At 73.0% G+C, this 19,933-nt stretch carries 11 protein-coding genes and 1 pseudogene; 5 read left to right on the forward strand and 7 right to left on the reverse strand.

The genetic code is table 11. The features are described 5' to 3' along the window. Nucleotides 1–99: 99 nt before the first annotated feature. Nucleotides 100–486: pseudogene (locus tag ABD832_RS06460) on the forward strand (glycosyltransferase); the annotation flags it as partial. A 197-nt stretch (nucleotides 487–683) separates the two neighbouring features. Here the strand turns inward: ABD832_RS06460 and ABD832_RS06465 are convergent. The 4 genes from ABD832_RS06465 to ABD832_RS06480 all read right to left on the reverse strand — a co-directional run bounded on the left by ABD832_RS06465 (nucleotide 684) and on the right by ABD832_RS06480 (nucleotide 7,422). Further along, on the reverse strand, nucleotides 684–1,727 hold the full coding sequence (locus tag ABD832_RS06465) for a sulfotransferase family protein (RefSeq protein WP_344889789.1): 1,044 nt from the start codon (nucleotides 1,725–1,727) through the stop codon (nucleotides 684–686). Between the two features lie 2 nt (nucleotides 1,728–1,729). After that, nucleotides 1,730–2,740, reverse strand: a complete 1,011-nt coding sequence (locus ABD832_RS06470; RefSeq protein WP_344889792.1) for a sulfotransferase family protein — start codon at nucleotides 2,738–2,740, stop codon at nucleotides 1,730–1,732. A gap of 25 nt (nucleotides 2,741–2,765) precedes the next feature. After that, entirely contained in the window at nucleotides 2,766–3,797 is a 1,032-nt protein-coding gene (locus tag ABD832_RS06475; protein WP_344889795.1) for a CDP-alcohol phosphatidyltransferase family protein, read from the reverse strand. Between the two features lie 193 nt (nucleotides 3,798–3,990). Continuing rightward, on the reverse strand, nucleotides 3,991–7,422 hold the full coding sequence (locus tag ABD832_RS06480) for a bifunctional glycosyltransferase/CDP-glycerol:glycerophosphate glycerophosphotransferase (RefSeq protein ID WP_344889798.1): 3,432 nt from the start codon (nucleotides 7,420–7,422) through the stop codon (nucleotides 3,991–3,993). Nucleotides 7,423–7,907: 485 nt separating this feature from the next. Here ABD832_RS06480 and ABD832_RS06485 point away from each other — a divergent pair, with 485 nt between their 5' ends. The 3 genes from ABD832_RS06485 to ABD832_RS06495 all read left to right on the forward strand — a co-directional run bounded on the left by ABD832_RS06485 (nucleotide 7,908) and on the right by ABD832_RS06495 (nucleotide 14,003). Continuing rightward, complete coding sequence (locus tag ABD832_RS06485) at nucleotides 7,908–9,431, forward strand: NAD(P)/FAD-dependent oxidoreductase (RefSeq protein WP_344889800.1); 1,524 nt, start codon at nucleotides 7,908–7,910, stop codon at nucleotides 9,429–9,431. A 301-nt stretch (nucleotides 9,432–9,732) separates the two neighbouring features. Then, nucleotides 9,733–12,717 (forward strand): CDP-glycerol:glycerophosphate glycerophosphotransferase, encoded by a 2,985-nt coding sequence (locus ABD832_RS06490; RefSeq protein ID WP_344889803.1) that lies wholly within the window; start codon nucleotides 9,733–9,735, stop codon nucleotides 12,715–12,717. 161 nt (nucleotides 12,718–12,878) lie between these two features. Continuing rightward, nucleotides 12,879–14,003, forward strand: coding sequence for a glycosyltransferase (locus ABD832_RS06495; RefSeq protein WP_344889806.1), 1,125 nt, complete (start codon nucleotides 12,879–12,881; stop codon nucleotides 14,001–14,003). A 111-nt stretch (nucleotides 14,004–14,114) separates the two neighbouring features. On the opposite strand, the gene ABD832_RS06500 is transcribed toward ABD832_RS06495, so the two are convergent. Next, a complete protein-coding gene (locus tag ABD832_RS06500) occupies nucleotides 14,115–15,773 on the reverse strand; it encodes a hypothetical protein (RefSeq protein WP_344889808.1) in 1,659 nt (552 codons plus the stop codon). A gap of 264 nt (nucleotides 15,774–16,037) precedes the next feature. Here ABD832_RS06500 and ABD832_RS06505 point away from each other — a divergent pair, with 264 nt between their 5' ends. After that, the gene (locus ABD832_RS06505; protein ID WP_344889811.1) at nucleotides 16,038–16,850 is read left to right on the forward strand and encodes a polysaccharide deacetylase family protein; all 813 of its coding nucleotides are present in this window, start codon (nucleotides 16,038–16,040) and stop codon (nucleotides 16,848–16,850) included. Here ABD832_RS06505 and ABD832_RS06510 read toward each other — a convergent pair. Next, nucleotides 16,754–18,127, reverse strand: coding sequence for an acyltransferase family protein (locus tag ABD832_RS06510; protein ID WP_344893360.1), 1,374 nt, complete (start codon nucleotides 18,125–18,127; stop codon nucleotides 16,754–16,756). The genes ABD832_RS06505 and ABD832_RS06510 overlap by 97 nt on opposite strands. A 145-nt stretch (nucleotides 18,128–18,272) precedes the next feature. Continuing rightward, the gene (guaA, locus tag ABD832_RS06515; protein ID WP_413224076.1) at nucleotides 18,273–19,835 is read right to left on the reverse strand and encodes a glutamine-hydrolyzing GMP synthase; all 1,563 of its coding nucleotides are present in this window, start codon (nucleotides 19,833–19,835) and stop codon (nucleotides 18,273–18,275) included. Nucleotides 19,836–19,933: the final 98 nt, after the last annotated feature.

Consider the following 19,933-nt stretch of genomic DNA (forward strand, 5'->3'; position numbering starts at 1 on the left):
CCCAACACCTGGTCCATCCCGAACCCGCTGCCGGTCTGGCCGTCGCGGACCGCGGAACTGACCGCCCGGCGGGTGCTCGGGATCGGCAGGCTCGGGGGGGTGAAGCGGTTCGACCGGCTGATCTCCGCCTTCGCCGAGGCGTGCGGCGGGACGGGGGGCGGGACGTTCCCCGGCGCGGTCCTGCCCGCGGACGGGCGGCCCGAGGACCCCGGCGACCGCGGGGACCGCGAGCGGGCGGGTGAGGGCTGGGAGCTGCACCTGATCGGCGAGGGCCCGGAGCTGGACCGGCTCCGCTCGCACGCCGCGGCGTGCGAGGTGAGCGACCGGGTGGTGTTCCGCGGCCCGGTGCCCGCGGCCCTGATGGGCCGGGAGTACCTGGGCGGTTCGGTGCTGGCCCTGTCCAGCGAGCACGAGGGACTGCCGCTGGTGGTCGGCGAGGCCGCGTCCTACGGGATCCCGGCGGTGGCGTTCGACGTGTCGTGCGGGCTCAGGTCGCTCGTCCTGGACGGGCGGACCGGGCTGCTGGTGCCCCCCGTCCGACGTGAGCGCGCTCGCCACCGCGCTGGCCGGGCTGATGGCCTCGGCCGCCGAACGGCGGCGGCTGGGCGCCGCCGCCCGGGCGCACGTCGAGACGTTCCGGCCGGACCTGGTCCTGGACCGGTGGGAGACGCTGTTCGAGGAGATCACCCGGTGACCCTCGCCGGCTCGGTGCGCGGCATCGGCACCCCGGCCAGCACGATCTGGGCGGCGGTGAGCCGCGCGCCCAGCGGGTTCGGCTCGCGCAGCCGGATCAGCCGGTCGAACGTGAGCCGCTTGACCCGGGCCAGCCTGCGCTTGGCCACGGTCCGCTCGTAGCCGACGATCCGCGAGGTGTCCGCCTTCGGCGCGCCGCTGAGCTCGTACCCGTAGGTCTCCAGGCGGTCGGCGAGCACGCTCTCGCAGAGCGAGATCTCGGCGCGGTCGAGCCGCTCGCGCCACGAGCCGGCCCGCGCCGTGGTCACCTCGCCGTGGGTGAGCGCGTGCCAGGTCTTGCGCGCGGGCACGGCGACGTCGGCCACCGAGGCCGGGTCGCACATGGCGGGGTCGTAGTCCTCGCCGAGGAACTCGCACAGCCTGCGCAGGTGCGCCTCGGGGTCGGCGGTCAGGTCCTCGTAGCGCAGCTCGTGGTAGCTGCCGCCGGGCAGCCTCGGCGCGCCGTGCCGGGCGAAGTCGATCGCCTCGGCCCAGACGGAGACCGCGCTGTAGAGGCTCCCGTTGTACCAGGGCATCTCCTTCAGCGACGCCACGCAGTCGCGGCCGTCCCTGATCAGGTGGACGAACTGGGCGTCGGGGAAGAGCCGCAGCAGCACGTCGGTGTACTGGAAGTACGAGGGCCGCTTGTCGCCCCAGCGCGTCTTTCCCTGCCCGGCCGCGTAGGCGCGCAGCACGATGCCCAGCGCAGAGCCCAGCGTCGGCGGCCCCGCGACGATCTGCCCGAGCACCTCGTCGCGGTCCAGGTTCAGCTCGTGGAAGCGCGTCTGGTGCCGGTCGACCACCCACTCGGCCAGCTCGCGTCTGCGCTCGGCGTCCTCCAGGTCCCCGAACCGGAGCCGCCGCTGGTAGGCCGAGATCATGAAGCGGGTCTCCGGCGGGATGGCGATCCGCGGGTGGGCGTGCAGCATCAGCTGAAGCATCGTCGTCCCCGAGCGGGGACAGCCCAGGATGAAGATCGGGCGATCGGGCTTCATGGTCAGACCTTCGCCAGCTCGCCCAGCTGCCGGCTGGTGAGCCTGGCGGCCACCGGGCTCGGCTCGCGCAGCCGGTTGACCCGGTCGCGCAGCTCCTTGCGCCTGCGCGCCCAGCGCCGCTTGGAGGCCGCCTTCTCGCACGCCGCGATGTGGGCCTTGCTCGCCGCGGGCGCGCCGCTGAGCTCGTAGCCGTTGGCGGTCAGCCGCTCGGCCAGGACGGTCTCGCACACCGAGATCTCCCACGGGTCCAGCCTGGCCTTCCACGAGCCCGCCCTGGCGGTGGTGACGTCGCCGTGGGTGTTGCTGTGCCACACCTTGTGCTGCGGGATCGCCACCCGGGCCACGTGGTACGGCTCGGCCATCGCCGGGTCGTAGTCCTCGCCGAGGAAGCCGCAGAGCTTGCTCAGCTCGGTCTCGGGGGAGGCCGTCAGGTCCTCGTAGCGCAGCTCGTAGTAGCTGTCGGCGGGGAGCCTCCTGGCGTGCCTGCGGCCGTAGTCGATCGCCTCGCTCCAGTTGACCACCGCGTGGAAGACGTCCTTGGTGTACCAGGGCATCTCCTTCAGCGACGCCACGCAGTCGCGGCCGTCCCTGATCAGGTGGACGAACTGGGCGTCGGGGAAGAGCCGCGTCAGCAGGTCGACGTGGTGGTAGTAGCTGGGCCGCTTGTCGCCCCAGCGGCTCTTGCCGTACTGCTCGGCGTAGGAGCGGAAGGTGATGCCCATCGCGGACCCCAGCGTCGGCGGACCGGCGACGATGTCCTCGATCAGCTTCTCCCCGTCGAGCTTGAGCTCCTTGAACTTGGTGTCCTTGTCGCTCACGATCCACCGGCCGACCCTGCGGCGGTTGCGCTCCTCGCGCAGGTCGCCGAAGGAGAACCTGCGGTAGTAACCGGGCACCACGAACCGGGTCTCCGGCGGCACCGCGATGCGCGGGTGCGAGTGCAGCATGAGCTGCAACATGGTGGTGCCGGAACGCGGACAACCGATCACGAAGATCGGGCGGTCGGACTGCATGACAACGAACCCCCGTAACGCTTGGTCAAACAGATACGCGCGGCGCCTTCTCCACGAGGGGCACGACGGGTGCCACCCGGGCGAAGAGCCACATTCGGTAGATCAGGAAGACCTCGTTCAGCAGAAGCAGCGCCCCGGCCCCGACCGCGACGGGCACCAGCGCGGCCGTCCCGATCAGCGGGGCGACCACGAACACCGCGGCGTGGAACTCGATGCCGCTGATCAGGTGGGTCCGCACCCGGTGGCGGGCCAGCAGGCGGCCGACCCGCCGGGGCAGCCTGGAGCGCCTCCCCGCGCGCCGCACCGGCTCCCCCGACGGCGACACCGACAGCGATACCGGCGGCGCGGCCTCGTCGCCGAACCCGGCGTCCCGCAGCGGCTCACGCGGGGTGATCGGCTCACGGGGCGTGAGCGGCTCGCGCGGGGTGATGGGCTCGCGGAGCATGACGACCTCGGCGTCCCCCGTGTGTCCCGTGTGCCCGGCGCGCCCGTTGTGCCCGGAGCGGCCGGCGGCTCCCTGCTCGGCAGGGCCAACGGAACCGGCGGGGCCGACGGACGCCAGGTGCCCGAGCCGGTTCTCCTTGACGGTCTCGCGCACCCGCTTCATCTGCGGCGCGTTCACGTACCGGAACAGGTCGAGCACGGCCACCCCGGCGCCGAGCAGGATGTAGGAGACGTCACCGGTGACCGCGTACTGCCCGGAGGCCAGGCCGGAGGCGCAGCAGACCACCCTGATCCGGTCGCCCACGTAGTCGAGCCAGAGGCCGAACGCGGTGCCGGTCCCCTTCAGACGGGCGATCTTCCCGTCCATGCAGTCGACCGCGAAGCTCACGTAGAACAGCAGGGCCCCCGCCACCAGCCGCCCGCCCGCGAAGCAGATCGCGGAGCACATCCCGAGGATCAGGGAGAGGCGGGTCAGGCCGTTGGGGGTGACGGACGTGTGGTTGGCGACGAGCAGGGTGAGCCTGCACGCCACCGGGTCGACCAGGAAGACGGTCCACCAGGAGTCTTTTCGTTTCCGGGTCGCGAGAACGTCGTCCAACGAATAGGCCCTCATGTGTTCCAGCATGGCCACGCCGTGTCTCCTGTCATCTACGCTCTGTAACTACTAGAAGATCTCCATGCCACTTCTTGACCGGCCCGCGCCGAAGCGATCGGCCGCTTTGAGGGCGCGAAAGGCCGGGGAGAGAGCTCCCCGGCCTCCGGATCGCGCCACCGGCCCCGCCCCGCCGCACGGGCGGGGCGGGCCGCTAGCAGAACAGCCGGTCCACGGCCCGCGCCGCCGCGCCGCCGTCCTCCAGCGGGCAGAACCGCGCGGTGAACGCCTCGTACGCCCTGCGGTACTCGGCGCAGGTCTCGCCGGCGTCCCGTACGGCCGCGACGAGCTCCTCGGTGGTGCGCAGCAGCGGGCCGGGGGCCTCGGCCTCGAAGTCGAAGTTGAAGCCGCGCACCTCGTCGCGGTAGCGCTCCAGGTCGTAGGTGTAGAACAGCAGCGGCCTGCCGGTCACCGCGAAGTCGAACATGGCCGACGAGTAGTCGGTGACCAGCATGTCCGCGACCAGGTAGAGCTCCTGGACGTCCGGGTACACCGAGACGTCGCGGACGAAGCCGTCGCCGGCCCGCGGCACCCGGTCGGTCACGGTCGGGTGCTTGCGCAGCAGGAACACGTACTCCTCGCCGAGCTCGTCGGCCATCCGCTCCAGGTCCAGGTGCAGGTCCAGGCGGTAGCGTCCCCTGCTGTAGAACTTGTCGTCCCGCCAGGTCGGGGTGTAGAGGACGACCTTCCTGCCCTCGGGCAGGCCGAGACGCTCGCGGACCCGCGCCGCCCGCCGCGCGACCTCCTCGGGCCCGCCGCGGCGCAGCAGGTCGTCGCGGGGGGAGCCGATCTCCAGGATCTCCCCCTGGAAGCGCAGCGCGCTGTCCAGGACCGAGCTGCACCAGGGGCTCGGCGAGATCAGGTGGCTCCACTGCGCGACGGTCCTGGCCAGCCGCTCGTGGTGGTCGGGCCGGGCGAACGGCACCTTCTCCACGTCGAAGCCGACGCGCTTGAGCGGCGTGCCCCGCCAGGTCTGCAGCACCGTCTGCTCGGGCCTGCGCTCGAACCAGGCGGGCAGGTCGCTGTTGGTGACGACGTACCGGCAGCGGGCCAGCGCCTCGTAGAACTCGCGCCCGTAGCGCCGGACCGGAACCGTCCCCTCGGGCAGTTCCACCTGGCCGTCCCGGACGAGCCACATGAACTCCAGGTCGGAGCCGCGCCTTCGCAGCTCCTCGTAGATCGCCCTGGGGCTGTCGGAGAACTGCCTGCCGCCGAAGCTGTCGAACAGGACGGCGGGCCGCAGCGGCTCGGCGCGGCGCGCCGGGTAGAAGTCCTCGCGCAGCAGCCGCTGCTGCTTGGGCCTGCCCGAGGCGCGCAGGTCGTCGCCCACGGTGAACACGGCCTCGGCCATCACGTCGGTCTCGAAGGTGAACGTCCGGGTGGCCGAGATGTGCTCCAGCGGCGCGGACGGGCGGAACTCCACCCGCATGTCGCCCAGGCCGGTGCGGACCGAGAAGCCGTGCGTGCCCGCGGGCAGCGGCAGCCGCCCGGCGAGCGTGTCGCTCCCCTCGGGCGTCACCGTGACCGTGCCGTCGACCAGCGGGAACAGCCGCTCGGTGAACCGGTTGCGGGAGGTGACGACCAGCCAGGCCGGGCCGTCGATGGGCCGCATCGGCGCCCCGGTCAGCCTCAGGTGCCCCTGCTCGTCCCAGTGCACCCGCTCCACGTAGAAGGTGGGCCGCTGCTCGCGCAGCACGAACCCGCCCCGCTGCGACCGGTCCAGCACCAGGTCGCGCCCGCGCAGGCGGTGCAGGCCGCGCTCCACCCCGTCGGCGACGATCAGCGGCCGGGCCGGGCCCTCCTCGGGGAGGATCTCGAAGTGCCACTCGGCGCCGGGGTGGAGCGCGCTCATCTCCAGGCTCGCCGGGTCCAGGGCGGGCCAGCGTTCCGACAGCACGTCGTCGAGGCCGATCGTCGCCTCGAAGGCGTCGCCGGTGACGGTCATCGGGTAGCGCCGGTCCCGGCCGCCCTGGGGCCGGACCAGCCGCAGCACCGGCGCGGCGCCCAGGCCGCTCTCGCACCGGCCGGTGAGGCGCAGCACGCCCTCGGCCACCCGGTGCCCGGTGACCCGGCCGCCGGGCCGCTCCACCCGGAGCCGGAACTCCTCACCGGCCGTCCACTCGGTCCACACCACGTTCCCGGACTCGCGGCCGGAGAACTCCAGCCGCCGCGCGGCCGGGCTCGGCTGGGCCAGCGCGCCCTGCCGCAGCAGGCCCCGGGAGAGCACGCGCAGCTCGATCCGCCAGGTCGAGCCGGCCGGAAGCCGGTCCGGGTCGACGGTCAGCCGGAACCCGCACCAGTCCTTGCGCCTGCGCGGGCCGGTGTCCACCAGCGACAGGCTCCGCCGGGCCGTCACCGGGAGCCGGATCCTGCGGCCCGGCCCCTCGGGGACCAGCCAGGCGAACACGTGCTGCTGCATCCTCCTGCGGGCCCGCAGGTAGCGGACCGAGACCCGGCCCTCGACGACCAGGGCGTCGTCCCGCCAGTCCATGGTGTCCACCCGCTGGCGCAGGTCCAGCTCCTCGCGCATCCGGGTCAGGGACCGCCCGACCTGCACGGGGGTGTTGAGGTGGTAGCCGCGCACCCCGCCGCCGACGACGCGGGCGGTCGGCTTGACCGTCCTGTCCCACTCCAGCACCTGGACGAGGTCGTCCACGCGGCGTTCGCGGACCAGGGCCCACTTCACCCGCCGCTGCGCCGGGACGAGCGAGAGGACCTTCGGCCCGGCCTGCTCCAGGTAGGCGCAGGCCAGGTCCAGGAAGCGGTTCTGGAACGCCTCACCGGCCTGGTCGAAGACCTGCAGGAAGGTCGGCAGGTCCCCGTCGAGGACCATCCGGTCCCACGCCGCCAGGTGCGCGGTCCTGCCGGTGCCGGCCAGGAAGCTCCGCACCGAGGTGATCGCGGCGAACCGGTCCTCGATCCCCTTGACGTGTCCCCGGTTCTGGGTGATCGAGACGTTCTCCCCCTCGCGCTCGCGCCACAGGTAGACCGGGGTGGACAGGACGTCCACCGACGCGGCCAGGAAGTGGGCGGGCAGCGAGACCGCGATGTCCTCCCACAGCACCCCCTCGGGGAAGCTCATGCCGTGCTCGTCCCAGAAGGAGCGGCGCCAGAGCTTGTTGGTGACCAGCCGGTCCTTGAGCAGGGCCTGGTCGGCGCTCACGTGGGTGCGCCGGGCGGAACCGGCGAAGATCGCCTTGTGCATCGGCGACTGGCGCACCCCCTTGCCGCTGAAGCGGAGCACGTTGCCCGTCACCAGGTCGGACCCGCTGTCGGTCAGGCTGCACACCATCGCCTCGACGGCCGTCAGCGGGAGCATGTCGTCGCTGTCCACGAACGCGAGGAAATCGCCGGTGGCGTGCCCGACGCCGGTGTTGCGCGCGCCGCCCAGCCCCGTGTTCTCCTGCCGGATCAGCCGGAACCGCGCGTCGCGCGCGGCGAAGCTCTCGGCGATCTCCGCGCTGGAGTCGGGAGAACCGTCGTCCACCATCACGACCTCGATGTCGGCCCAGGTCTGCGCGACCAGCGACTCCAGACACGCCTCAAGGTACGGTTCCACGTCGTAGATGGGCACGATGATGCTCACTGGGGCCACGATCGGTCCTCCGGTAGTCGAAAGCTCACGGTCCGGTCCATCGGCTCGAACACCGGAGACGGCACGCAGGTGAAGATCCACTCCTCGTGGACGACGTCCCGGGCGGGGGCGGGGACCGGACGGCCGCCGGGGAGCGGCGAAGAAGGCCCGTCCCCCCGCCGGCACCACCCGGCGGCCCCGGACCCGAGGTGGACGTCACGTCAGCAGCATGGCTTCGCGGAGGGACGGGCGAGCCCGAAACATGACGGCCATGAACTGCGCTGACCGAGTCTTGACCGTCCCGGTCCCCGCGCCGGGCGGACCCCGCGGCCGGTCGCCCCGCGCCGCGGCAACGCCTTCCCCACGGTGCGGTCAAGGCTGGGAATGCACACGTCCTGGTAAGTCGTAATGACCCCTCGTTCCCCCCTCGGCGTCCGACACGATCGGTGACCGAGACGGGCGGGATCGCAGCGAACGGCATTCGCGGGGGGAGACGCATGGAGTCAACAGTCGTCGTGGGAGCGGGGCCGGCCGGGCTCACCGCGGCCTACGAGCTGGCCCGGCGAGGACGCCCGTGCGAGGTCTTCGAGGCCGACCCGGTGGTGGGCGGCATCAGCCGTACCGAGGAACGCGACGGCTGGCGCTTCGACATCGGCGGGCACCGGTTCTTCACGAAGGTGCCGCGGGTGAGGGAGTTCTGGCACGAGCTCCTCGACGAGCGGGACTTCCCGCTCCGGCCGAGGATGAGCCGCATCCACTACCGCGGCCGTTTCTACGACTACCCGCTCAAGGCGTCCAACGCCCTGGCCAACCTCGGCCCGGTCGAGTCCGTGCGGTGCGTCGGCTCCTACCTGCGGGCCCGGATCCGGCCACCGGCCGACCAGTCCACCTTCGAGGGCTGGGTCACGGCCAGGTTCGGCCGGCGGCTGTACGGGATCTTCTTCAAGACCTACACCGAGAAGGTCTGGGGCGTCCCGGCCGCGAGCATCCAGGCCGACTGGGCCGCGCAGCGGATCCGGGACCTCTCGCTGGGCAGGGCCGTCGCGAACGCGCTCACCCCCGGCAGGAGGCGCAAGGAGATCACCAGCCTGATCGAGGAGTTCCACTACCCCCGGCTGGGGCCGGGGATGATGTGGGAGGCCTGCGCCGACCGGCTCCGCGAGAGCGGCTGTGCCGTGCACCTCGGCGCCCGGGTCGAGCGCATCCGCCGCCACGGCGACCGGCTGGCCGTGACCGTCCGCTCGGAGGGGCCCGCCGAGCGGGACGGCTCCCCGGGCCCGCACGCGGCCCGCGAACCGGCGGACGTCGTCCGCGAGGTGTACTGCGACGACCTGATCTCCTCGATGCCGCTCGGCGCCCTGATCCGCGCGTTCGGGCCCGACGTGCCCGACGTGGTCTCCGAGGCCGCGGCCGGGCTGAGGTACCGCGACTTCCTCACCGTCGCGCTGGTCGTCCCCGAGCGGTTCTCCTTCCCCGACAACTGGATCTACATCCACTCCCCCGAGGTGCGCCTCGGCCGGGTGCAGAACTACGGCTCCTGGTCGGCGGACCTGGTGCGGGCCGGGCGGACCTGCCTGGGCCTGGAGTACTTCGTCACCGAGGGCGACGACCTGTGGCGGATGGTCGACGACGACCTCGTGGCGTTCGGCACCCGGGAGCTGGAGCGCCTGGGCCTGGTCGCCTCCGGCGCGGTCGAGCGGGGGTACGTGGTGCGGATGCCGAAGGCCTACCCGGTCTACGACGCCGGCCACGCCCACAACGTGGAGGTGCTCAGGAAGTACCTCGACGTGGAGTGGCCCCGCGTCCACCCGGTCGGCCGCAACGGCATGCACCGGTACAACAACCAGGACCACTCCATGCTCACCGCGATGCTGACCGTGGAGAACATCGCGGAAAAGGCCCGGCACGACGTCTGGAAGGTCAACGTCGACGCCGACTACCACGAGGAGTCCGCGGCCCGCGGCCCGCGCGGGGGCACCGGCCGCGACGCCCCCGTGCCGCGGGAGGTCCCGGCCCGATGACCCGCTGACCCGCTGCCCTCCGGCCGGACGGGCGCCGTACCGCCCCCGTCCGCCCGTACGAACCATCGCGAACCACGCGAACCATCGTCGACTTCGCGAACCTCGCGAACCACTGTCGACCCCTGCGAACCGGTGCGGACCGGCCTACGCCACCCGGCGGCCGGTCCCGGTCCGTCCGGTGAGCACCGCACGGACGCCCGCACGGGCCTCCCGCGGTCCCGTCACGCCCTGTCCGGCTCCCGCCCGTCCGGGAACCGTCGCAGATCAAGGCTTTCCTCCCAGCCGTCTGGAGTTGCGCACCATGACACAGCGTTTCACGGTCCCCGACGTCAGCGTGATCGTCATCACCTACGACGACGCGCCCCGGTTACCCCGGGCCGTACGGTCCGTTCTCGGCCAGACGCTCAAGAACCTCGAAGTGATCATCGTGGACGACTGTTCCGGCGACGACACCCCGGCGGTGGCCAGGGCGCTCACCGAACAGGACGACCGGGTCCGCTACGTGCGGCTCCCGGCCAACAGCGGCGGCTGCGGGGCTCCCCGCAACGCGGGTATGGACGCCGCCCGCGCACCCTTCCTGATGTTCCTCGACAGCGACGACGAGCTGCCCCGGCACGCCTGCAAGAGCCTGCTGCTGGAGGCCGAGCGCACCGACGCCGACTTCGTCATGGGCACCGTGGAGCGCGTCGACGAGGCGACCGGCGCCGTCACCCTGTGGTACCCGCAGCTGTTCGCCGAGCGGCGGACCGTGGAGGGCATCCGCGCCGAGCCCGAGCTGCTCTTCAACTGCCTGGCCACCAACAAGCTGTACCGGCGGAGCTTCCTGGACGCCACCGGCATCCGGTTCCACGAGGACATCCACCACGAGGACATCGTCTGGTCCACCGAGCTGTTCTGCCGCAGCAAGCTGTTCGCCCTGGTGCCGTGGCCGGTCTACCGCTGGCTGCTCGCGGCCACCCCGGCGACCAGGTCGATCTCCTCCCGGCGGCACGAACTGGAGAACGTGCGCCAGCGCGTCACGGCCGCCGAGCTGAGCGACCGCGTGCTGGCCGAGACCCATTCCCTCGACCTCAAGCAGGACAAGGACTTCCGCTTCCTCTCCCACGACCTCCGCCTCTACCTGGGCGACCTGCCGCTGCGCGACCCGCGGTGGATCGACGAGTTCGCCGGCATCGTCATCCCGTACGTGGACACCCTGGAGCCGGAGGCGATCCGGCGGCTGAGCCGGGCCGAGCGGGTCTGCATCCAGCTCGTCCGCGAGCGGCGCGGCGCCGACGCGGCGCTCGCCGCCGTCGAGCTGGGCGGCGCCTCCTCGATCCCGCCCCGGCAGGTCGTCGCGCACGACGGGCGGGTGTTCTGGGGGACGACGCCACCGGCGGACGAGCGGGGGCGGAGCGAGCTGGACGTCACCGAGCTGCACCTGGCCGAGCAGCCGCTGGCCGGCGCGCTGCTGCGGCACGAGCTGGTCGACCTGCAGGCGTCCGGGGACCGGGTGGACCTGACGGTACGGACCTACGACCCCGGCCGGGTGCTCGACGGCCGGGCGCCGTCCGCGTCGCTGCGCCTCGGCGGCAGGAGGAGGACGATCGCCTCGATCCCGTTCGCGCCGGTGCCCGCGGGGAGCGGCCCGGACGGGACGGGGTCCCTAGACGGGGCCGGATCGCCCGGCGGGACGGGGTCCCCGGACGGGCCGGTCGTCCTGGAGGGGACGGTGTCGATCGCCCTGTCCGACCTGGTCTGGCCGGACGGCGTCGTACGGCCGCAGGCCGTCATGGTCGTGCTGAGCGAGGGCGAGCGCCACAACGTCAGGCCCCTGCTGGCCTCCCCCGGCCTGTCGTTCACCTCGGTGGGCGAGGTGGGCCCCGAGAGGCCCGGGAAATCCGGAGGATCTCGGGTGCCCGGGGGATCCGGGAGATCCGGGAGATCCGGGGTGTTCCGGGTGTCCGGCGCGTCCTGGAGGTTCGGGAGGTCCGGGACGTCCCGCGCGTCCGGGGGCCCGAAGGTGTCCGGCGGCCCGGCACGGCTGGTCCTGGAGTCCTCGCCCGAGGCGCCGTTCCGCCTCACCGCGCGCAGGCTCGGCCCGGTCCCCCGGCGGCGGTTCCCCAGGCCGGCCGAGCTGTGGCGGAGCCTGCTCACCGACCTCGCCACCCCCCGCAACCTGGGCCGCTTCTACCGGCTGGTCAGCGCGGTCGTGCCGGTGAACCGGCGTCTGGTGCTGTTCGAGTCGGCCGAGGGGAGCGACTACACCGGCAACCCGCGCTACGTCCACGAGGAGCTGCAGCGGCGCGCCACCGAGCTGCGGGCGGTCTGGTCGCACGCGGGCGTTCCCGAGCGCTTCCCCGAGGACGTCGACCTCGTCCGGCGCGACACCTTCCGCTACGCCTGGACGCTGGCCCGCGCCGGGTACTGGGTGGACAGCCACAACCTGCCCTACTGCTACCGCAAGCGCGCCGGCACCCGCTACCTGCAGACCTGGCACGGCCAGGTCTTCAAGAAGATGGGCCTGGAGGAACCCCGGCACCGCGCGCAGCCCGCCCTGGCCAGGAGGTACGCCGAGGCCGTGGCGCGCTGGGACGTGCTGCTCACGCCGAGCCGCGACTTCCAGCGCGACTTCGCCCGGGCCAGCGGCTTCGACGGCGAGCCGCTGCACGCGGGCTACCCGCGCAACGACGTGCTGGTACGGCACGCCGAACCCGCGCAGCGCGAGCGGGCGCGGCTGGTACGGGAGTTCTTCGAGATCCCCGCGGGCAGACGGGTCGTCCTGTACGCACCCACCTACCGCGACGGCGGGCGTTTCAGCGGCGACTCGATCCGGCTGGACCTTCCCGCCCTCGCCGAGGCGCTCCACCCGGACTGGGTGATCCTGGTCCGGGCCCACCGCTACGACCGGTTCTCGGTGCCCGACCCGCTGGGCCACCTCGTCCGGGACGCCTCGGCCTACCCCGAGGTCAACGACCTGATGCTGGCCTCGGACGTGCTGGTGACGGACTACTCCTCGATCATGTTCGACTACGCCTGCCTCGGCCGGCCGATCCTGTACTACGTCGACGACCACGAGCGCTACGCCTCCGCCCAGCGGGGCGTCTGCTTCGACCTGGCCGAGGTCGCGCCGGGGCCGCTGCTGCGCGACACCGGCGAGCTGGCCGGCGCGCTGGCCGGGCTCGACGAGGTCGCCGAGACCTGCACCGAGCGCTACGCCCGCTTCCGCGAGCGCTGGTGCGGCCTCGACGACGGGCAGGCCGCCGCCAGGGTCGTGGACGCCTTCTTCGGGGAGGCCGTCCGATGACCGCGTCCCCCACGTCCCCCACGTCCCCCACGGCCGAGGACAGGCCGTGCGACGACGAGCCCCCGCGTCCCCCGCGTCCCCCGGGTCTCCCGGTGGGCCGCGCGACGCCGGCGCGACCCCCGTTCCCCCCTCCTCCCCCGTTCCCCGCAGGAGATCATCCGATGAGAGCCCGCGACGTCTTCTTCCTCAGCACCGACGCCGACTCGATGGGCGGGTCCCAGCGGGTGATCCACACCCTGGCCCAGGGCCTCGGGGCACGCGGCCACCGGGTGACCATGATCAGCATCAACCCGTCCAGGCAGCCGCAGACCTACGTCGCCGACCCCCTCTACCGGCGCGCCACGCTGTACGACACGCCCGCCCCCGAGGCCGCCCGCGCGCTTCCGTGGCGCAGGGGCAGGCCCCGGCGCTCCCCGCGGGAGGTCGCGGCCGCCAGGACGCGGCTGCTGCGGCTGACCGACCCGGTCCGCGGCGGCTACCTGGTCGTCGCCTCCCCCTGGGCCGCCCACTGGATCGCCGACCTGCCCCTGGAGCACATCGCCAAGGTCGGCCAGTACCACCAGTCGTACGCCGAGGCGGTGGAGTCCCCGAACCTCAGGCTGATCAAGAAGCACTACGCCCACTACGACAAGGCGCTCTTCCTCTGCGAGGACTACGCCACGTCCTTCGCCGGTCACCGGCTCGCCAACTGCGGGACCATGCTGAACCCGGTCGGGATCTTCCCCGAGCGCGCGGCCCCGCTGCGCACCCCCCGGATCGTCTCGGCGGGACGGCTGGTCCGGGTCAAGCGGATCGACCTGCTGATCGACGCCTTCGCCGCCGCGGCCCCGGCCGTCGCCGAGCGGTGGGAGCTGCACATCATCGGTGACGGGCCGCTGCGAGGAGCGCTGGAGGCGCAGGCGTGGCAGACCGGGTTCGGCGACCGGATCGTCTTCCGGGGGCAGGTCGCCGACGTCGAGTCCGAGTACCTCGACGCCTCCATCGTCACGCTGAGCAGCGACTTCGAGGGGTGGGGGCTGGTGCTGGCCGAGGGCGCCGCCTGCGGCCTGCCCGCCGTGGCCAGCGACGCCTCGGCGGGCGTGCGGACCCTGGTCCGGGACGGGGACAACGGGATGCTGGCCGAGCCCGGCAACGCCGCGAGCTTCGCCGCCGCGCTGGAACGCCTCATGTCCGACGCCGAGCTGCGCCGCGCGATGGGCGCGCGGGGCAGGGAGCGGATGGGCGAGTACCGGCTGCCCCGGGTCCTGGACCGGTGGGAGGCGCTCTTCGACGAGATCGACCGCTGAACGGCCGGTCCGCGGGCCGGCCTCCGGCGAGATCGGCCGAAAGAGCGGCCCGACGAGCGGTCCGCGGACCGGCCCCCGGCGGGAGCGGTCGCCGGACGGCCGGTCCGCGGGTCAGCGGCGGGCCGCCAGGATCCGTACCTCCCGCGCCAGCAGCGGCGTCAGCAGGATCCCCACCAGGATCGGCGTCACCATGAACCGGAAGTCCGGCGCGGTGTTGGTGAGGATCACGCCGAGCTGCTGGCCCGCGACCACCGCGGCCCCGGCGAGCGCCGCCCTGCTCCCGGTACGCCGCCAGGCCAGCGCGGCCGCGGCGTAGGCCAGGTAGCACCACAGCGGCCCCCGCCACAGCAGCCACTCGAACTGCCTGACCGTGGCGGCGTCCAGCGCGGTCAGCCCGGCGCTCCGCAGGACCGGCAGGAAGGGCCGCTGCCGCATCACCGAGGCCGTCGCGGTGCCCTCCCAGGCCGCGGGGAGCCGGGGGTCGTGCGTCGAGAAGCGGTAGAGCTCGCCGCCGGGTTCGCCCGCGGTCGAGCCGATCTGCCAGGCGAGCGCGGCGCGGCAGATGCGGGTGCCGAGCATCAGGCCGGGCGCGCGGACCAGCAGGCTCCGCCACAGCCGCAGGACGTCGGAGATCCGCCGCTCGGCCGCGGCGTGGCCGAACGCGGGGTCGAAGAAGATCCGCGCCATGGTCTGGCAGGTCGCCCCCCGCCGCCAGGCGTCGGGCGGGGCGATGGTCTCCAGCAGCGCCCGCTCCTCGCGGCCGAACAGCTCGGGACGCTCCCCGTACGCCACGGCGAGGTCGCCGAAGACCGTCTGGTAGGCGAACGTGCGGGACGGCGGCGCGATGCCCAGGGCCGGATAGCCGGCCCCCAGCAGCAGCGGGGGCACGGCCACCGCCCCGGCCGCGGTCACCGCCACCCACCGGCGGGCACCGGGCAGCAGCAGGACCAGCAGGACGGCGGCGATCAGCGCGACCAGGAAGCCGTTGTGGCGGAACAGGCCGAGCCCGAGCAGCTCGGCGCCCAGGGCGGCGTGACGCCGGTCCCAGACCCAGCCGTTGCCGGGCCTGCGCCTCCGCCGGGTCCCGCCCCGCCGCCGGGACCCGGCCCGCGCGGCACCCCCGGCCGGACCGGCCGCGGGACCGGCCGTAGGTCCGGCCGCGGGACCGCGTGCCGCGTCACCGGCGGGACGGCCCGCGGCGTCCTCGGCGGACGGGCCCGCCGAGGACGCCGGACCACCCGGCGGACCACCCGACGGGCCGCGCGCGGTGCGCCCGGAGGCGAGCCCGATCGCGGTGCCCGCGGCCAGTACCGCGCAGATCGTGAACGGCACGTCCTTCCAGATCGTCACGGTGAAGGCGCCGAGCGGCGGCGACAGCGTGGCGCACCCGACCGCGACGAGCAGCCACCCCCGCCTCGGGCCCAGCGGCCGGAGCGCGCCCGCCAGGTGCGCCAGCGCGGCGGCCATCGCGGCCGTCTGCAGGAGGGTGACCCCGGACACGTCCCCGGTCAGCCACAGGCAGAGCCCGAGCAGCGCGTCGTAGGCGACCGACTGCCCGCCCACCCAGGGACCCGTCGTGACGTGCTCGACGTAGGTGACGGAGTCGGGGCTCATCAGCCCCGGATGGAAGGCGAGCCACCAGCCGAGCAGCACAAGCTGGCCGGTCGCGTAGCAGGCGAGCGTGAACCACCGGCCGGGGTCCGCCGGGGAACCGGGGGTCTCCCGCCGCTTCTCCCCGGTGACGCTCGGCCGCACCGTACTGATCGTCATGGTCTTCCCAGCGGGTTCCGGCAGCGGGCGGGTGCCCATCATCGGGCACCCGCCCCGGGCGCCCGCGCCGATATACGCAGCCGTGACCTGGGTAATCACCAAGCTTGCGACACGCCCGCCGGAGCGTCCCGGGCCCCGGCGAGGCCGGGTTTCACAGAACATCGTGACTCTTCCGCCCCGGAGGGCCTCAGCAGTCTCGATAGGATGCCCCTTCGACCGACGTCGATTTGACCCGGAGCTCCCCTCATGAAGTCTCCTGTCCGAATGTTGCTGGCCGCATCCTGCGCGCTGGCCATGGTTTCCGTTCCGACCACCGCGTGGAGTGCGGACAAGCCCGAAACGACCTCCAAGGCGAAGGAGACGGGCAAGGCCAAGCCCGTGCCCGTGGACTGCGCGAAGGTCAAGTGCATCGCGCTGACCTTCGACGACGGTCCCGGCAAGTACGCCGACAAGCTGCTCGACACCTTCAAGAAGCACAAGTCCAAGGCGACGTTCTTCCTTGAGGGCCAGTACGTGAAGTCCCGGCCCGCGTTCGCCAAGCGGATGGTCACCGAGGGCCACGAGATCGGCAACCACAGCTACACCCACCCGCACCTGCGGGAGGCGTCCGAGGACAAGATCCGCGACGAGCTGATCAACACCCAGGACATCGTCAAGAAGGTCACCGGCAAGTACCCGACGACGATCCGCCCCCCGTACGGCGAGTTCGACGAGCGGGTCACGGCGATCGCCAAGCAGATGGGCATGCCGATCATCCTGTGGAACGGCGGCTCGCGGGACTGGGCGACCAGGAACGAGAAGGCCATCCACGACGAGGTGCTCAAGAACGCCAAGCGTGACGGCGTCATCCTCATGCACGACTGGGTGGAGCAGACCGTCAAGGTGATGCCGAAGCTGCTGGCGTCGCTGCAGAAGCAGGGCTACCACATGGTGTCGGTCTCCTCGCTGCGCGGCGCCAAGGCCACCGCGCCCGGGGACGTCTACCCCGTCGGCTCCGAGAAGGACGAGGGTCTGACCTCGGACTCGCCCACCGGCGACCCGGACGACTTCGCGCAGTCCCCGGCGGACGGTTCCTGACCTCCGGTCCCACAGGACGGCTCCCGAGCCCCGTCGCCCGAGGACGGCGGCCCGGGAGCCGCACCCCCCGCGCCGACCGTTCCGGTCGTGCCGGTCGTGCTCCCGTCGGCCGTCGCTCCCCCGGCACCGCCCGTGCCACCGGCGTCCCCCGCGGACGCCCCGCGGGCCAGCCGCCTGCCCAGCCGCTGCATGGGAAGCTCCACGTAGCGGTAGGTGAGCAGGCTCAGGCCCAGCACCATCAGCACGAACACCGCGCTGAGCGAGAGCTGCACCGCCTGCCCCGCGGCCCGCACGTCCCCGACGACGGCGTGGAAGATCCGCAGCAGCGGATGGTGCAGCAGGTAGACCGAGTAGCTCACCAGCCCCAGCCAGACGAGGAACCGGGGCAGCCCGCGCCCGCGCAGGGCCATCCCCCCGGCGAACGTCGCCCCCGCCAGCGCCATGGTCGCGAGCCACGGCCCCGGCTGCACCCACCACCAGCCCGCCTGGGGCGCCCAGACCGGGGTGACGCCCACCAGGACGGCCGTCACCGCGACCGGGACGAGCCCTCCCGCCCCCTCCTCCCAGCGGCGGATCGCGGTCCCGGCGAACATCACCGCGAGGATCACCGCCCCCAGCCACGGCACGAAACCGGAGAAGATCAGCAGCACCAGGGCCATCGCGCCCAGCACGTAGGCGGCGCTCCTGCGGAACCTGCCGCCGAGCAGGCAGGCCAGGCCCGCGAGGAACACCGGGCCCGACACCAGGGCGGGCCAGGGCCCCTGCAGCAGCGGCCCGGTCAGCACCAGCCCGGCGACGACCGCGACCGTCCCGAAGGCCACCGCGATCGTCCCGCTCGCCCGGTGTCCCCCGCCGACGAACAGCGCGGTCACGATCAGGTAGAAGACCATCTCGTACGAGAGCGTCCACATGGTGTCGGCCAGGCCGCCCCGGTGTACCACGTCCAGCAGCATCGTGGCGTGCGCGAGGACCGACGACAGGTCCCTGGGCACCTGCTCGCGGACCGGCATCCAGATCGCCGCCACCAGCACCCCGGCCACGACCAGCAGGTAGATCGGGTACAGCCGGAACACCCGGCTGATCCAGAAGGCCCGCACGTCCCCGCGCCGCTCCAGCGAGACCGGGATGATGTAGCCGCTGACCAGGAAGAACACCAGGACGCCGTACATGCCGAGGTTGAACCAGTACGGCCTCAGGGAGGGCATGAACCAGGGCAGCAGGTGTTCCAGCATGACGGCGACGGCGCCGAGGCCGCGCAGCGCGTCGAGCCACGCCAGGCGGGCGGCGGAGGCCGGGGGGGGCGCCGGCGCCGATCGGAGAGGTGGAGGACACCCGCCCCAACCTACCGTCCGGCACTTTGCGAAGCCTTGCCGTCGGCCACGCTCCGTCCCGGCGAGCCGACCGATCACTCCCTTCGGAGGGTCACTCCCACTCGATGGTGCCCGGCGGCTTGCTGGTCACGTCGAGCACCACCCTGTTGATCTCGCGGACCTCGTTGGTGATGCGGGTGGAGATCCGGGCGAGCACGTCGTACGGGACGCGGGACCAGTCGGCGGTCATGGCGTCCTCGCTGGAGACCGGGCGGAGCACGACCGGGTGGCCGTAGGTGCGGCCGTCGCCCTGGACGCCCACCGAGCGGACGTCGGCGAGCAGCACGACCGGGCACTGCCAGATGTCCCGGTCGAGTCCGGCGCGGGTCAGCTCCTCCCGGGCGATGGCGTCGGCCTCGCGGAGGATCTCCAGGCGCTCGCGGCTGACCGCGCCGACGATGCGGATGCCCAGGCCGGGGCCGGGGAACGGCTGGCGCCAGACCATGGCGGCGGGCAGGCCCAGCTCCTCGCCGGCCCGGCGGACCTCGTCCTTGAACAGTGCGCGCAACGGCTCGACCAGCGAGAACCGCAGGTCGTCGGGGAGGCCGCCGACGTTGTGGTGGGACTTGATGTTGGCGGTGCCGGTGCCGCCGCCGGACTCGACCACGTCCGGGTACAGGGTGCCCTGGACGAGGAAGTCGACGGGCCCGTCGGCCAGGATGGCGCGCTGCTCGTCCTCGAAGACCCTGATGAACTCGCGGCCGATGATCTTACGCTTCTCCTCGGGGTCGGTGACCCCGTCGAGCGCCTTCAGGAAGCGCTCCTGGGCGTCGGCCACCCGGAGCTTGACGCCGGTGACGGCCACGAAGTCGCGCTCGACCTGCTCGGCCTCGCCCTTGCGCAGCAGCCCGTGATCGACGAAGACGCAGGTCAGGCGGTCCCCGATGGCCCGCTGGACCATGGCGGCGGCCACCGCGGAGTCGACGCCGCCCGACAGGCCGCAGATGGCGCGGCCCTCGGGGCCGATCTGGGCGCGGATCGCCTCCACCGCGTCCTCGACGATGTTGAGCATCGTCCAGGAGGGGCGGCAGCCCGCGGCGTCGAGGAAGCGCTTGAGGACGGCCTGGCCGTGCTCGGAGTGCAGTACCTCGGGGTGGAACTGGACGCCGTACAGCCCCAGCTCGGGGTGCTCGAAGGCGGCCACGGGCGTCTGGGCGGTCGCGGCGGTGACGAGGAACCCCTCGGGGGCGGCCGAGACGCTGTCGCCGTGGGACATCCAGACCGACTGGCTGCGGGGCAGCCCGGCGAAGAGCACGCCCTGGTCGCTCACGTCCAGGTGGGTGCCGCCGTACTCGGCGGTCCCGGTCCTGGCCACCTCGCCGCCGAGCTCCTGGGCCATGACCTGGAAGCCGTAGCAGATCCCGAAGGTGGGCACGCCGGTGCCGAACAGGCCCGCGGGGGCGGCCGGGGCGCCCTCGGCGTACACCGACGACGGGCCGCCGGACAGGATGATGGCCTTGGGCTTCTTGGCCATCATCTCCTCCACCGGCATCGTCGAGGGGACGATCTCGGAGTAGACGTGGCATTCACGTACCCGTCGCGCGATCAGCTGCGCGTACTGCGCGCCGAAGTCGACGACCAGGACCGTGTCGAACTCAGACACCAAGACCCCCAAAAGAACCCCCGAAGGGAACAGAGCGGTCGTGCCAGTCTATCGGCGCCCGCCCGCGCCCCTGCTCGGGTACGGGGAGTGCCCGTCCGTGGCGCATCTGG

This window comes from Streptosporangium longisporum, from assembly GCF_039534895.1.
GTDB classification, from domain to species: domain Bacteria; phylum Actinomycetota; class Actinomycetes; order Streptosporangiales; family Streptosporangiaceae; genus Streptosporangium; species Streptosporangium longisporum.